Origin of the sequence: Chlorogloea sp. CCALA 695, assembly GCF_003003885.1 — a bacterium.
Taxonomy (GTDB): Bacteria; Cyanobacteriota; Cyanobacteriia; order Cyanobacteriales; family Chroococcidiopsidaceae; genus Aliterella.
Window position 1 is genome coordinate 47,744 of the sequence record NZ_PVWN01000011.1, and the last position, 15,465, is coordinate 63,208.

At 41.1% G+C, this 15,465-nt stretch carries 16 protein-coding genes; 10 read left to right on the top strand and 6 right to left on the bottom strand.

Going from position 1 to position 15,465, the window contains the following annotated elements; translation table 11 throughout:
• Positions 1-5: 5 nt before the first annotated feature.
• The 5 genes from C7B70_RS08315 to C7B70_RS08330 all read right to left on the bottom strand — a co-directional run bounded on the left by C7B70_RS08315 (position 6) and on the right by C7B70_RS08330 (position 2,285).
• The gene (locus C7B70_RS08315) at positions 6-467 is read right to left on the bottom strand and encodes a VWA domain-containing protein (RefSeq protein ID WP_233220856.1); all 462 of its coding nucleotides are present in this window, start codon (positions 465-467) and stop codon (positions 6-8) included.
• 11 nt (positions 468-478) lie between these two features.
• Positions 479-664 (bottom strand): hypothetical protein, encoded by a 186-nt coding sequence (locus C7B70_RS27615; RefSeq protein WP_233220857.1) that lies wholly within the window; start codon positions 662-664, stop codon positions 479-481.
• Between the two features lie 187 nt (positions 665-851).
• Positions 852-1,355 (bottom strand): DUF2243 domain-containing protein, encoded by a 504-nt coding sequence (locus C7B70_RS08320; protein ID WP_106368595.1) that lies wholly within the window; start codon positions 1,353-1,355, stop codon positions 852-854.
• Positions 1,356-1,366: 11 nt separating this feature from the next.
• Positions 1,367-1,564, bottom strand: a complete 198-nt coding sequence (locus C7B70_RS08325; RefSeq protein WP_199192139.1) for a hypothetical protein — start codon at positions 1,562-1,564, stop codon at positions 1,367-1,369.
• A complete protein-coding gene (locus C7B70_RS08330) occupies positions 1,524-2,285 on the bottom strand; it encodes an SDR family oxidoreductase (RefSeq protein WP_106368596.1) in 762 nt (253 codons plus the stop codon). The genes C7B70_RS08325 and C7B70_RS08330 overlap by 41 nt, the downstream gene beginning before the upstream one ends.
• Positions 2,286-2,410: 125 nt before the next feature.
• On the opposite strand from C7B70_RS08330, the gene C7B70_RS08335 reads away from it, so the two are divergent.
• The 10 genes from C7B70_RS08335 (at position 2,411) to C7B70_RS08380 (ending at position 14,784) form a co-directional block, all read left to right on the top strand.
• Positions 2,411-3,607, top strand: a complete 1,197-nt coding sequence (locus tag C7B70_RS08335) for an NAD(P)/FAD-dependent oxidoreductase (protein WP_106368597.1) — start codon at positions 2,411-2,413, stop codon at positions 3,605-3,607.
• Between the two features lie 422 nt (positions 3,608-4,029).
• Positions 4,030-4,596 carry a hypothetical protein gene (locus C7B70_RS08340; protein ID WP_106368598.1) on the top strand — a complete coding sequence of 189 codons (567 nt, stop codon included), beginning with the start codon at positions 4,030-4,032 and terminating at the stop codon, positions 4,594-4,596.
• Complete coding sequence (locus C7B70_RS08345) at positions 4,593-5,237, top strand: HAD-IA family hydrolase (protein ID WP_106368599.1); 645 nt, start codon at positions 4,593-4,595, stop codon at positions 5,235-5,237. The genes C7B70_RS08340 and C7B70_RS08345 overlap by 4 nt, the downstream gene beginning before the upstream one ends.
• A gap of 95 nt (positions 5,238-5,332) precedes the next feature.
• Positions 5,333-7,222: a long-chain fatty acid--CoA ligase gene (locus tag C7B70_RS08350; RefSeq protein WP_106368600.1), complete on the top strand. Its 1,890-nt coding sequence runs from the start codon at positions 5,333-5,335 to the stop codon at positions 7,220-7,222.
• A gap of 34 nt (positions 7,223-7,256) precedes the next feature.
• Entirely contained in the window at positions 7,257-7,706 is a 450-nt protein-coding gene (locus C7B70_RS08355) for a YlqD family protein (protein WP_106368601.1), read from the top strand.
• 107 nt (positions 7,707-7,813) lie between these two features.
• Complete coding sequence (locus tag C7B70_RS08360; protein ID WP_106368602.1) at positions 7,814-9,082, top strand: dihydrolipoamide acetyltransferase family protein; 1,269 nt, start codon at positions 7,814-7,816, stop codon at positions 9,080-9,082.
• Positions 9,083-9,333: 251 nt separating this feature from the next.
• Positions 9,334-11,025, top strand: coding sequence for a GspE/PulE family protein (locus C7B70_RS08365; protein ID WP_233220858.1), 1,692 nt, complete (start codon positions 9,334-9,336; stop codon positions 11,023-11,025).
• Positions 11,026-11,328: 303 nt separating this feature from the next.
• Complete coding sequence (locus tag C7B70_RS08370; RefSeq protein WP_106368604.1) at positions 11,329-12,234, top strand: putative selenate ABC transporter substrate-binding protein; 906 nt, start codon at positions 11,329-11,331, stop codon at positions 12,232-12,234.
• 179 nt (positions 12,235-12,413) lie between these two features.
• Positions 12,414-13,196: a phosphonate ABC transporter ATP-binding protein gene (locus C7B70_RS08375; protein ID WP_106368605.1), complete on the top strand. Its 783-nt coding sequence runs from the start codon at positions 12,414-12,416 to the stop codon at positions 13,194-13,196.
• A complete protein-coding gene (locus C7B70_RS08380; protein ID WP_106368606.1) occupies positions 13,174-14,784 on the top strand; it encodes an ABC transporter permease in 1,611 nt (536 codons plus the stop codon). The genes C7B70_RS08375 and C7B70_RS08380 overlap by 23 nt, the downstream gene beginning before the upstream one ends.
• On the opposite strand, the gene C7B70_RS08385 is transcribed toward C7B70_RS08380, so the two are convergent.
• Positions 14,785-15,300 carry a gamma-glutamylcyclotransferase gene (locus C7B70_RS08385; protein WP_199192140.1) on the bottom strand — a complete coding sequence of 172 codons (516 nt, stop codon included), beginning with the start codon at positions 15,298-15,300 and terminating at the stop codon, positions 14,785-14,787.
• Positions 15,301-15,465 lie beyond the last annotated feature (165 nt).

Below are 15,465 nucleotides of genomic sequence, written 5' to 3' on the forward strand. Positions count from 1 at the left end.
CTCCCTTATGTTGCAACTTGACCCCAATTTACGGCAGGCAATACAATCATTGATCCCCCCCGTTGGCTGCTAGAAACTCGTTTCATTGAGGTTGAGAGCCAGTGGAACATCTCTTTAAATTTCATCCCATCCAACAACACAGGCGGACGTTCTGGCACAGCAATTTGTTTGAGGGTATTCATATCTGCACCCTTTACGCCGACAGCAAAAAACAACAGCCGACTCTTTGCTTCAGCAAGTCTTACTTGTTGGGCGGCATCATACCAGCTATCTGTAGGCGCTCCATCGGTAAGTAAAAATACCCAAGGGCGATAGTATTGCACGCCGTTGTTTTTATAAGTTACTTTGCGTTGTTCTAATAAGCCCAAAGAATACTCAATTGCTTCACCCATCGGGGTTACACCATCAGCAACTAATCTTGGTGAGGTAAAATTGTCAATGGTGACAAAATCTTGCGTCAACTGCACCGGCCCAAAAGTTACGATCGCAACTTTTGGGCCGGTGCGGCGATTTCATCTTGATACACTTCTGATTTAAAGGTCGCTAATCCTTCATTTAGAGCATCAATTGGCGCACCCGCCATTGAACCAGATGTATCGCACAGCAAAATTACCGGACAACGGGGTTCGGGGTTTTCTACAAAGTCAGGCAATCCTATAGGCATCCGAGGCACTCCAGATCAAACAATTTTGACAATTGATGCCAATTAGCATCGCCGTCATGCTTAGGATGCCCAAATGAAACGACAAGATCGCACTGCTAGGGAGAAAAATATGTTTTGATTAGATATTTTTAAAGAAATAACTAAATTAAGTAGCGGTAAAGAGCGCTTCAGTTGCAGGTATCGGTAATTAAGGTAGATTTAAGGAATTTGCGCTACTATCTTGCTTTCCTGCTTTTAATAACATCCACCCAACTATAACCAAGATTCCCCCCAAGGCAATAAAACCAATATCCCAAATTAATTCATTAGCGCCTGGTTTAACGTGATGAATGCCTAGAATTTGATGATCGATGATGCCTTCAACTACATCAAAAGTCCCTGCACCTATGAGCATAGAACCAAAAAGAGTGTTTGAAGATCGCGGGACATCATCGCGTTTTACAGCTTGCCACAGTAACCCTATTCCCAATACTGTTAAAACCCATGTAGCCGCATCAAACAAGCCATCCCACAACATATTTATCTTCATTTGGGCGATCGTTGTCGGCGGTCTGACGCTACTTAACATATGATGCCATTGCAAAATTTGGTGTAGCACAATGCCATCTACAAATCCTCCTAAACCTAAACCTAGGATTACTCCAGCCACAATTAGCGGACGATGCACAGGTGTTTTGGTGTCTGCTTCCACGTAAAACCTCTTTACCAAATAAACGGAATCAATCGGCGGCTAGATTGCTGATAAGTCGCATAGTCTGCATACTTTTCAACCATCGTCTGCTCTTTTTGGGAAATGCGTTGCAGATACAATAGAGCGATCGCACTTGGCACTATATAAGCCCAAATTGAACCCGCTTTGTTAAGTTTGGCGATTAAATAGCATTGAACCCGCTTGATCATTAGGCATTAGCAACACTTCGCTAATGTTGACATGAAGCGGACGAGTGGCGCAGAAAAGTATGACTTCTGCCACATCCATCGGCGTTAAAGGTGTAAGTCCTTGATAGACTGTTTTAGCGCGATCGCTATCTCCCCGAAAGCGCACTTGACTAAACTCCGTTTCTACCAATCCCGGATCTACAGAACTTACTCTAACCGGAGTTCCCAAAAGGTCTTGTTTCAACCCTTCCGAAATTACTCTAACCGCCGCTTTGGTTGCACAATAAACATTACCATTAGGATAAGTTTGGTGTCCTGCCGTTGAGCCAAGAAAGACTACATGACCTCTACCCCGGCTAATCATCCCCGGTACAACGGAGCGAGTGAGGTAAAGTAAACCTTTGATATTAGTATCGATCATTTCTTCCCAGTCTTGAAAATCCCCATCTTGGAGTTTATTTAAGCCGCGACTTAAACCAGCATTATTAATCAAAATATCAATCGCTGAAACTGGTTCAGGTAAGTTAGATAAGGCAGATTCAACAGAAGTGCGACTTCTTACATCCAATACTAAGGGATAGGAACTATTGCCAAGTTCTTTTGCCAACTCCTCTAAACGCTCTTGTCGTCTTGCTACGAGGATTAATTTTGCCCCAGCTTGAGCAAATACCCTAGCGCAAGCTTCCCCAATCCCACTACTTGCGCCAGTAATTAAAACAGTTTGGTTTTGAATTGAAATCATAAATTTAATTATAAGTAGAGATATTAATAAACATCTCTAACTTTTGCCTCTAAGTCTTGAGAATCTTACTCTCCTCAATCAGCCTTGCTATCTTGGAAGAAGACACTAGGCATAACCTCTTTAGTATGACAACCCAGCAACCTGCACGCATATGTATATTAGGTGGAGGCTTTGGCGGTCTTTACACAGCACTGCGTCTTAGCCAACTACCTTGGGAAGCCTCGCAAAAGCCAGAAATTGTTTTAGTCGATAAAAGCGATCGCTTTTTATTCTCTCCTTTACTGTACGAACTGCTCACCGGAGAATTGCAAACGTGGGAAATTGCCCCGCCTTTTGTAGAAATTCTGGCTAATACGGGCGTTCGCTGCTTGCAAGGGGAAGTCGCCGATATTAATACTGACGAGCAACGAGTTTCTTTACTTGATGGAAGTGAGATTCCCTACGATCGCTTGGTTTTAGCTCTAGGGGGGGAAACTCCGCTAGATATGGTTCCCGGCGCTACTTCTTACGCCTTCCCTTTCCGGACTGTTACCGATGCCTACAGCCTAGAACAACGCCTGCGAATGCTAGAAGGCTCCCAAATTGATAAAATTCGGGTTGCTATTGTCGGCGCGGGTTATAGTGGCGTAGAACTGGCGTGTAAGCTGTCAGAACGTTTAAAAGATCGAGGTAGATTGCGGCTAGTAGAATTAAGCGACCAAATTTTGCGGACATCGCCAGAATTTAACCGGACAACAGCAACTAAGGCTTTAGAAGCGCGGGGAGTGTGGGTTGATTTAGAAACGAAAGTAGAATCAATTACCAGTGATGCGATCGCTTTAGAATACAAAAATCAAGTAGATACAATTCCTGTAGAGTTGGTAATTTGGACGGTAGGGACGCGGGTAAATCCAGTAGTACAAAGTCTTCCCCTCAAGCACAACGGTAGAAATCAAATTACTACTACAACTACATTACAAGCAATAGACCATCCAGAAATCTTTGCTCTGGGCGATTTAGCTGATTGCATTGATGCTGATGGTAAGCAAGTACCAACTACTGCTCAGTCTGCTTTTCAACAAGCCGATTATGTTGGTTGGAATATCTGGGCTTCGCTTACAGATAGACCTTTGCTACCTTTCCGTTATCAGCATTTAGGTGAGATGATGACGTTAGGCACAAACAGCGCAACTTTTGCAGGTTTAGGAATAAAACTAGACGGATCTTTAGCTTACGTTGCTCGTCGCCTTGCTTATCTTTACCGGATGCCTTCTTTGGGGCATCAATTAAAAGTAGGGCTAAATTGGATTACTCAGCCGATTGTCGATAGTTTGACAAATTAAAGTTGAGCAAGTTAAATATTGCTTTAGAACAGATTTTAACAGGTATGGTTGGTAAATTTTGCTTTGGTAAGATCCCCCCAGCCCACGTCAACAAAGCGGTCAGGTTCAGCTACAACGCTTTTTGACTCCCCTTGAAAAAGGGGGGAGAATATTTTTTAGCCTGATATTGTCCACGTTTTTGTAAGGTGAATAATATTTCTAAGCTTGATATTTCCCTCCCCTTTTTTAAGGGCGAATATCTTTTAGCCTTATATTTTCCCCTTTTTTAAGGGTGAACAATATTTCTTAGTCTAATATTTCCCCCCTTTTTAAGGGGGGATCAACTCTGTACTTTCCCAAAAATTTAGCAAACAATCCTCAAAGACCAAAAATTGTTAAACCTCGAATTATAATTTTGTTGAATATGTTTTAAAACTATAAAAATGGTCAATACTTTTAAATCTAACGTATTTTGGATTATATTCGCTAGTTTAGTAATTTCATTTTCTTTAACAGTATTTTCTAACTGGGTATTACTAGGATGTATTTGGTTTGCAGTATTTTTTATTTTTAGATTATCCAATCTAGAAAAAAATCTATCTGTTAGCGAACATAAATTATACATAGTAACAGCTTTTGTATTTCCTATAATCGAAACATCGCTAACTTGGATGATTCAAAAAAATATCATTCCCTATTCCTGGTTTTGGCTCAATCGACTAGAACATTTTTGTTCGGCGGTAGGAGTTAGCATAATTTTATTACCCATGTATATAAACATTTGGCATAGTTTAAAATGGTGGCAAAATCTGGTTTTTATATTAGGTTTAGTTTGCTTAATTGGCAATTTCAATGAGTTTTTTGAATTTTTCTTGCGAGTATGTTGTCAGCCAATTAGTGACAGTAAGTTTGCACTTTATTATTCAGATACTATATACGACATGGGTGTAAACTTGATAGGTGCATTTGTGGGATTTTTAATTATAAAATTGAATGTTAGAGCGTTATGAAGCAGCCTAAAGTAATTTTTTTAGATGCCGTTGGTACGTTATTCGGCGTTAAAGGCAGTGTTGGTAAAGCTTATGCAAATATTGCAGGACAATTTGGTGTTGAAGTATCTGAGACAGCAATAGATGCGGCGTTTTTTAAAAGCTTTGCTGCTGCGCCGCCGCCAATATTTCCAGGAGTAAAACTTGAGGATATTCCTAATTATGAATTTGAATGGTGGCAAATGGTAGCTTTAGAGACATTTCAACAAGTAGGAGCCGTTAACCAATTTGCAGATTTCTCTAAGTTTTTTGAACAACTTTACAGCCACTTTGCTACAGCTAAACCTTGGCTTTTATATGACGATGTTATACCTACTTTAAAAAGTTGGCAAAAAAGAAACATTGAATTAGGTATAATCTCAAATTTTGATTCGCGGCTTTATTTAGTTTTAGAATCTCTACATATAATCGACTTTTTTACATCTATTACTATTTCTACCGAAGTGAGCGCCGCTAAACCAAATAAACAGATTTTTACAGATAGTTTAAATAAGCATAACTGCCAAGCTGCGGACGCATGGCACATTGGCGATAGTTTTAAGGAAGATTATCAAGGAGCAAGGGCGGCAGGAATCAAAGCAATCTTAATTAAGCGCCATTAAATACAGCCACTCATTAATCTGTCTAGCTAAAATAACTATTTTCGGCATAACAAAGAGTAAAGTATAAACAAATAAATTTATCTGGCGATTTAGTTATGTTAAATAGCCCCTCAAAACGTACTGCTGATTACGCCAACGTGCAATCTATCCCAGAAATATGGGCGATCGCAATTCAAAATTTTGGCGATACAATTGCCCTTAGAGATCCCCACGTCCAGCCCGAAGTAGTTTTAACTTATAGTCAGTTATACCAACAGATTGAGCAGTTTGCCGCCGGATTGCAAGCCTTGGGAATCAAGCAAGGCGATCGCATTGCCTTATTTGCTGAGAATCAACCACGCTGGCTCGTTGCTGATCAAGGTATCATGACGGCAGGGGCAACAAATGCCGTCCGGGGCGCGCAAGCCGACCGCGAGGAGCTACTATATATCCTCTCTCATAGCGATAGCGTAGCGCTGGTAGTGCAAGACAAAGCAACACTACAAAAACTGCTAACTGATAGCAAACTCCCCGTAAACCTGGCAATTTTACTCTCTGACGAACAGCCATTAGAAATTGCAAATACAAAAATCCTTAACTATTCTCAGGTGATTTCTTTAGGTGCAAGTCATAGCTTACAACCCGTTCAACACCATAAAGAAGATTTAGCTACTTTGATGTACACTTCTGGCACTTCAGGGCAACCAAAGGGAGTTATGCTCAGTCATCGTAACTTGTTATCCCAGGTTTTTGGCGCGACTGTGGTAGTTGAGCCGCAGCCAGGAGAAGTAGTCATGAGTATTTTACCGATTTGGCACTGTTACGAACGCAGTTTTGAATACTTTATTCTCGCTCACGGCTGCACGCAGGTATATACAAATATTCGTTACGTCAAAAAAGACTTTAAAGACTTTAAACCCTCTTATATGGTGGGTGTACCGCGATTATGGGAGTCTATTTACGAAGGCGTACAAAAGCAATTTCGAGAGCAACCTACTAATAAACAACGTTTAATCAACTTTTTCTTTGCTCAAAGTCAACGCTATATTATGGCGCGTCGCCTCGTCCAAGGCTTAGATTTAAACAATCTTTCCCCCTCAGTATTTGCAAAAATTTGGGCGAGTGTAATATCGATTCCTTTAGGTTTGATTCATCAGTTAGCAGACAAAATAGTATACAAGCAGGTACGAGAAGCAACGGGAGGAAAAGTTAAGTTTTTAGTAAGTGGTGGCGGTTCGATTGCGGAACACTTGGAGGATTTTTACGAAATTGTTGGCGTTGACATTTTAGGCGGTTACGGTTTGACGGAAACCTCTCCTATTACTCATGTGCGGCGGACTTGGCGCAACTTGCGCGGTGCTGATGGTCAACCTTTACCCAATACTGAAACGCAAATTGTCGAACTTGAAACACATCTACCTCTACCTGTGGGCAAAAAAGGCTTAGTGATGATTCGTGGAAATCAAGTAATGCAGGGTTATTACAAAAATCCTGAAGCTACTGCAAAGGTTATTAATTCTCAAGGTTGGTTTAATACAGGAGATTTGGGCTGGGTTTCTAGTCAAAACGATTTAATTATTACTGGACGGGCTAAAGATACTATTGTTTTGAGTAACGGGGAAAATATCGAACCGCAGCCAATAGAAAATGCTTGTTTGCGATCGCCTTACATTGACCAAATTATGTTAGTCGGGCAAGATATGCGCTCTCTGGGTGCTTTAATTGTCCCCAACGAAGACGCTTTGCAACAATGGGCTGCTACCCAAAAAATAGAAATATCTGCTAATAACCTTGATAGCAAAGCAATTCAAGACTTATATCGGCAAGAGTTGAACCGAGAAGTCCAAAGTCGCCCTGGTTATCGCCCTGATGAGCGGATTAGTACCTTTAAGCTAATTGGTGAACCTTTTTCAATTGAAAATGGCACAATGACCCAAACATTGAAGATTAAACGATCTGTTGTGATGGATCGCTACCACGATATTATTGACAAGATGTTTGCTTAAAGCAAGTTAAAAGTAGTAATTGTGCTGTGATTTTATGGATATTTCCCCCACTCAACTGACCCTAAAACGCCCGATCAATGTCAAAGCTGTAGTAACTCCACGTTGGAAAGACGAAATTCAGCAACAATTGCAAGGTCAAATTAACCAAGTAGACGGTCAATTGCAGCAATTAGATATGCAAGGACAAAGAGCAATTTTAGAAATTCAAAAGCAAAGTCTGCAACCCCCAGGCCCGCAGACGCTGCAACAAATTGAAGGTATCCAAATTCAAGTCAATGAGAAAAAAAGCGAACTTTTGGAGCAAAAAAACCAAAGTTTGCAGAATCTCCAGCAAGTGCAGCTATTAGAAATGGAGCAAGAAGTTAACCAATTTCAACTTGAAGGGTTGTTTAGCGTTCAACCTGGAGACAACCTAATTAGCAAAATGCAGGTAGAAATTCTCCTGCGCGATGGCATAGTCGAAGAAATCCGGGGAGATATTTAAGCTCCATCCAGACGTTCGGTGCGAACGTCTGCGATCGCCTAGAGAGAGATACAATACAAGTCTTCTTTGATAATTAAAATTAATCGCTTATTGCTTCAAGGTTACAAATGATTCACGAAGTATTTATGCCTGCTTTGAGTTCCACCATGACGGAGGGCAAAATTGTCTCTTGGGTAAAGTCGCCAGGGGACAAAGTAGAAAAAGGCGAAACAGTAGTAGTAGTGGAATCAGATAAAGCGGATATGGATGTAGAAACCTTCTATGAAGGCTATATAGCAACTATCTTAGTAGAATCTGGCGCTACGGCTCCTGTAGGGAGTGCGATCGCTCTGATTGCCGAAACTGAAGCAGAGATTGCGATCGCCAAGCAGCAAGCTACTCCAAGCAATGCTACAACTTCTCCTGGACAGGTGGCAGATATTGCTAGCACTGTAGTTAGTTCTGCTCCTTCTCAAAATGGCTCAAAGGTTGAGGAAACCAGAATTATGGTTTCTCCCCGCGCCCGGAAGTTAGCCAAAGAAATGAAAGTTGATTTAAGCAGCCTCACAGGTAGCGGGCCTGGTGGGCGCATTGTCGCTGAGGATGTAGAAGCGGCAGCAAATATTAGTACACCCACTCCTACCCCTGTAGTGCCGCCTCCGGTAGTGTCCCCGCCTCCGGTACCGGCTCAACAAGTTGCTCCTAGTACCGTTGCCGCAACGCCGGGTCAAGTAGTGCCAATGAACACGCTACAAAATGCGGTAGTGCGAAACATGATGGCGAGCTTGCAAGTACCAACTTTTCATGTAGGCTATACCATTACTACCGAGGGGTTGGATGCGCTGTACAAGCAGATTAAGTCTAAAGGTGTGACGATGACGGCGCTGCTTGCCAAAGCCGTTGCTGTTACTTTACAAAAGCATCCTTTAGTTAATGCCAGCTACTCTGAGCAAAAAATTGTTTATCATCCCAATATCAATATTGCTGTAGCGGTAGCTATGGATGATGGTGGATTAATTACGCCCGTATTGCAAAATGCTGATAAAGTTGATATTTATTCCTTGTCGCGCAACTGGAAATCTTTAGTTGAAAGAGCCAGAGCCAAGCAGTTACAACCAGAGGAGTACAATAGCGGTACTTTTACTTTGTCGAATCTGGGAATGTTTGGTGTAGATCGCTTTGATGCGATTTTGCCTCCCGGACAAGGCTCGATTTTAGCTATTGGTGCAGCGCGAAATCAAGTTGTAGCAAGCCCTGATGGTCTGCTGGGCGTAAAACCACAAATGCAGGTAAATATTACTTGCGATCACCGGATTATTTATGGTGCTACGGCGGCGGCATTTTTGAAGGATTTGGCAAAATTGATTGAAACAAATGCTCAGTCTTTAACTCTTTAGATTGCGGTTATTTAGAAGACTTGGGGTCAAAAACCCCAAGTTTTTTATTTTTAAAGGTAATTTTTGCGATCGCCTGATCCCACGCCGGAGTTTTTGATCTAAAATTACTGATAGAAATTTATAAATAGCATGGCAAAAATCAAGTTATTGTGAAGCACCAGTAATGTCCCTGAAAATTTTTTATATTAGAGTTACATTAAGTCAGTAATTTTACCAATTAAAACTTTTTATATTAGAGTTAGATTAAGTCAGTGAATTTACCAATAAATATGCAGACTTTACCCGCAAAGACTTCCGCTTGGCAAAAACTGATAGCTCAAGAAATTAATTGCGCCCAAGCGTTGCAACTTCTGGTAGATGAGCAAGGAATAGTAAATCAAGCCTTGCTCGACCGGGATGTAAGTTTAAGATTTTTACGACATTTTAGCGATCGCAATTCTTTACCCCCAGCAATTCCTTTATTGTTGTGGCGCGGCTGTTATTACTTAGGTAGTCCAGTTAATTTAAGCCCAGAAATAATTAGTAATTTAGGCGATCGCACTTACAGCCAGATAAAAATTATTCCTATTTCTGATAAAAGTTACCGCGCCTGGTTTCATACTCAAAATCTTAATGTAAATAATCTTAGCTCGGCTCCTTTGGTCAACCCCCTAACGGGAGAGTACGAGCAAGAAAATATTAGCGAAACCACGGAACTGTATCTTTCCAAAGCCGCCGATCAAATTGGGCGGATCAAAACCCTGATTTCTGGAGCCTTGCGTAACCGGGCAAGCGACATTCATTTAGAGCCTATGACCGACGGTTTAAGAGTTCGTTACCGGATTGACGGCGTACTGCGAGACATTACAACCCTTCCTGCCGAACTTAGTCGCAGAGTAATTGTAGCGCTCAAAGTCATGTCTGCTATAGACATTTCCGACAGCCGCCGCCCTCAAGATGGACGTATAGGCGAAAAATATGCCTCCCAGGAAGAAACTGAGCTAGGAATGGATATGCGCGTCAGCACCCTTCCCTGTGTAAACGGTGAAAAAGCTGTTATTCGTTTGCTACCGAGAAAAAATCCTTTTTCAGACATCAATAATTTAGGATTTTCTCAAGAAACTTTAACAACTTACAAAAGCTGGTTAAAGCAGCCCCAAGGGATGGTTATTCTCACAGGCCCCACAGGTTCGGGGAAAACTAGCACTCTGTACACCAGCTTGCAAGCGGTGGCTAACGAACATATCAATGTAGTGACTGTAGAAGATCCGGTAGAGTATTTACTGCCCCGGATTACTCAAACTCAAGTCCATGAAGCTGCGGGAATGACCTTTGCGGCAGGGCTACGGGCAATTTTGCGCCAAGATCCTGATGTGATTATGGTAGGAGAAATCCGCGACGCAGAAACGGCAGAAACAGCAGTAAGAGCGGCTTTAACCGGACACTTGGTATTGACTACCTTGCACACCAATGATGCTGTAGGGGCAATTCCCAGACTCAAAGACATTGGGCCTGACCCTGCCTTACTGAGCGATGCTTTACTCGGAATTGTCGCCCAGCGTTTGGTGCGTCGAGTTTGTTTTCATTGTGCTGTGCCTTATACACCAACTCCAAAAGATTTGAAGATTCTGGGCTTACAGCAAAAATTTGGTATGTGGCGTAAAGGCGTTGGTTGTCAAGCTTGTTTTAATTCTGGTTATTTGGGACGAGAGGTTATTGTAGAGTTGCTAGATATTGATGAAACTGTGCAAGAGATTATTTATGAAGGTAGTATTACTCAATTGCATCAATACCTCAAAAATATTAGTTTTTCCTCTTTTAGAGTAGCGGCAATTGAAAAAGTTACCAGTGGGTTAACTACAGTGGAGGAAATAATGCGCGTATTACCGCGTAGTTCACTTAATAGAAAAACCTCTACCCAAAACTTGCAAAGTCGGATTGAGTCATCAGTAGCCATTAATTAAACTCCGTAGCAAGTTAAAGACCCAAAGCTGACAAAGGTGTTGAGCGCTCTTTAATTGTTAGGAAGCTAATACGCTAAATATTGTTGGCTTTCGGTTACTTGCTATTAAATAAAACCCAAACTTATTTTAACTGTATATTTCATTTCTATTTTCAAATCAAGATAAGTTTAGGCTCCTTTGCTTTTGTTTGGCGCTCAATAAAAAAATCGCATAACTTTAGCTTGATAAGGTATGCGATTTATTAGTAAACTTGAAGATTACTGCTATTGTTTGCCAAGCGCGAATAAATAATTCTTAAAGTTTATGATAAAAATTAGTTATGGAATTTTATTGTTATTTTCTCTATCTTTTACCGCTTGTTCGTCTAACGTAACTGAACCTATAAAAACAGAAATAAAACCTCTAGTTACTGGCGCAATTCCTGACCAAAATCCAGAAAAACTACAGCGCCAATATAGTAAGTTAAACACTTATTTAGAAAAAGAATTAGGCGTAAGCGTTATCTATAAACCTGTGACTGATTATACCGCCGCCGTCACCGCTTTTAAAGTAGGCGATTTAGATTTAGTTTGGTTTGGAGGTTTAACGGGAGTTCAAGCACGGTTGCAAGTAAAAGGCGCTGAAGCGATCGCCCAACGGGATATAGATGCAAAATTCCATAGTGTATTTATTGCTAATAAAAACACGGGTTTAAAACCTATTAAAAATACTGCCGATTTTCAGCAATTAAAAGGACGTACTTTTACTTTTGGGAGCGAGTCTTCTACTTCTGGGCGCTTGATGCCACAATACTTTTTACAACAAGCTAGAGTTAATCTTAAAGATTTTAAAGGCGAGGCGGGTTTTTCTGGAGATCATGATAAAACTATCAAACTTGTAGAATCTGGTAGTTATAATGTTGGGGCGGTAAATGAAAAAATTTGGTTGAAAAGGGTAGCAGCTAAAGAAGTTGATTTAAACAAAGTATTTGTAATATGGCGATCGCCTGCTTACTACGATTACCACTGGCTAATTAACCCCCAAGTCAAGCAGCGCTACGGCGCAGATTTTGTAACTAAAGTCCAAAATGCTTTGCTAAAACTAGATCCTACTATTCCCGAACAAAAAGAAATTCTCGAACTATTAGATGCTAATAAGTTTGTAACTACTCAAAACTCTAATTATGCCCAAATAGAACAAGTGGGTAGAGAAATTGGCAAGATAAAATAACCTTTTTGTCAAGTTTTAAATGTTTCGGTGCTTAACAAAAATAATCAAAAAACTATTGCTTTTTGACTTGTGATGTCATACTATAGTAATTGTATTTGTATACCTAAATGCTTACTAGAAGTAAGTAATTAGGGCGTAGAGGAAAATTTCCTCTGCGCGGAAACTGATAGATCCAGCAGATGATAGAAAAAACTAATAATATCGCTGCTAATCAATCAAGAAATCCTATTTTTGAACTTAAAAACGTTACTAAAAAGTTTGGAAGCGTTTTAAGCCTTAAAAATATTAATTTGACAGTTTATCCCGGCGAAAGAGTCGCTTTAGTTGGTTCTAGCGGCGCGGGGAAAAGCACGTTAATAAACTTGCTTAATGGCACAATGAACCCAACTACGGGGGAAGTGTGGGTATGGGGGCAGAATTTAGCGAGATTGAAATCTGCGTCGGTGCGGCAGATTCAAAGGCAAATAGGAACGATTTACCAGCAATTGCATTTAGTAGATAACTTGCAAGTAATTCATAATGTGAATGCGGGGCATTTGGGGCGGTGGTCGTTTTGGCAAGCAGCTTTTTCGCTAATGTTTCCATTGGAAGTTGCTAAAGCGACTCGTGCTTTGAGTCAGGTAGGGATTGTCGAGAAGTTGTATCAAAGGTGCGATCGCCTGTCAGGGGGACAGCAGCAAAGAGTAGCGATCGCGCGGGTATTAGTACAAGATCCGGCGGTGATATTAGCAGATGAACCGATAGCGAGTTTAGATCCCGAACGCAGTCGCGAAATTATCGAATTATTGTGTCAATTGAACGCCGAATTAAATAAAACGTTAGTGACAAGTTTGCATGAGTGGGAAGTAGCGCGCAAATATTATCAAAGAATCATTGGGTTGCAAGACGGACGAGTTTTGTTTGATTGTCCGGCTAAATTGGTAACTTTAGAGATGGTTGATGGGTTATATAAAGCAAACTAAATCGCAGGTAAGGAGTGTTTTTACACTATGCGTACTAGCGGTGATTTGGGCATTGCATAGGGCGGGGGTATTTAGTGGAGAAGTTGTAAATGCTGGTGGCTGGAGCTTAGTAGAGCAGTTTTTGATTGCAGCTATTCATCCTAATTTGAGTCAGGAGTTTTTGCTATTGACTTGGGAAGCGACATTAAAGACATTTGCTTACGCGGTGTGCGGTACAGTTTTAAGTTTAGCGATCGCAATAATTGGCGGAATATTTTGTTCTCAGGTATGGTGGGAGTCGGTTTTAGGGATATCTGGGCTACCTTGGTTAGGAGTACGGGCGGGTTTAGCGATTCCTAGAGCGATTCACGAATTAATCTGGGGATTATTTTTTATTAATATATTTGGTTTAGATCCGTTAGTAGCAGTATTAGCGATCGCAATTCCCTTTGGGGCAATTACTGCTAAGGTATTTTCAGAGATTATAGACGAAACACCCCAAAAGCCATTTTTAGCATTGATTAATAGTGGGGTTTTGCCGCTCAATGCTTTTATTTATAGTTTGATTCCTCAAGCACAGACTAATTTAATTTCCTATGCCTTTTATCGGTTTGAGTGTTCAATTCGGGCGGCGGCAGTATTGGGAATTATTGGCGCGGGGGGATTGGGTTATCAAATTCTCCTTTCTCTGCAATCTCTGCGCTACGAGGAAATGTGGACTTTATTAATTGCTTTGGTTTTGCTAAGTGGAGTTACAGATTTTGCCAGTACATTAGTACGCCGTCAAATTGGCGCACCTAGTCGGCTAGACTTGAATCGGTTGAAAAGTATAAATAAGAAACCGCCTAAAACAGGTGTACCTAAATGGGCATTTCTACTATCGGTTGTACCAATTATCTTTTCTTTTTGGTACGTTGATGCAGATTTTAGTAAACTTTGGACACCGCGCACCGGAGAATTATTAATAGATGTTGTTCAACAGGCGTTTCCGCCGGACTATAGCCAACTGAGCGAGATTTTTAGGCTTTGCGGTCAAACTTTAGCAATGTCGATTTTAGCGATCGCCTTTGCAGGGTGTGGGGGGATAATTTTCTCTTTCGTTGCCGCTAACAACTTACGATTACCTGGGGGAATAGTAACTTTAGTTGCGGCGCGGTTTTTCTTACTATTTACTCGCGCTATTCCCGCGCCAATTTGGGCATTGATATTTTTATTTGTACTGTTTCCGGGAATATTACCAGGTGCGATCGCCCTTGGCATTCATAACTTAGGAATTTTGGGGCGACTAATGGCTGAAGTTACTGAAAACTTAGATGATCGACTTTTAAAATCTCTCAAAGCGCTAGGTGCTAGTGAGGCTCAAGTATTTTTATACGGAGTTCTGCCCCAAACTATGCCTAAATTTATTGCTTACATCCTTTATCGGTGGGAAGTCTGCATTCGGGCGACAGTAATAGTCGGCTTAGTAGGGGCGGGAGGTTTGGGGCGCTTACTTACCGAACAATTGAGCAGCTTTGACTATCCTGGAGTAGTTGCTACATTAGTGTGTTTTATTTGCCTGACTTTTTTGGTAGATATAATTAGCGCAACAATTCGGCGAATGCTTTAGTTAAGCAGATTTTAAACCGTGACGCTGTTGTAATTGGTGCATATGATTAAACAAATTCCAGCAATATTGTTCTGGTAAACCGCAAGTAACAGCACCGCGCAGTACAACGTTGAAGTACCAATCATTGGGCGCAATTTCTTCGGTTAATTTATCTACAACTACATAAGTACGAGCATTATTGTACAACTTACCGTTGCAAGCAATATCTACTTGTTCGTGCCTGTACCAGTTTTGATGGACACCTTCGCGCTCGTCTAAAGCATAACCCAAGCGTTGCGGTAGTTTGTAAAGTACGCCTTCAACAGAGCTTGTTGGGTCTTTAATAATATCTAACACCCCACAGTTGCGAAAGGCGGAGTAGCAATAAAAACCTAATCGGTAGCCAAGGAGCGTAGCCGCGCCGACAACATAGATATGAGTTTTTTCACCAAGACTTCGCTTTAAATCTACCGGACACATACAAGAACCATAAGCAAAGTAGTAGAACATGGGTTCTTGTTGTTGCTGTTTTTGCATCCTTACATTAGTATTTGTTCAATTATAAGCTGGCAAAGTATCTTTAAATTGTTCAGTCTGAACGCTCATATCGCCCTAGGTATTTTCTACTTAGGCAGATTCTAGCAGAACTTCATTGCTAAATACAACTAAATTCCGACCGGAAAACCGTAGATTGACCATTTT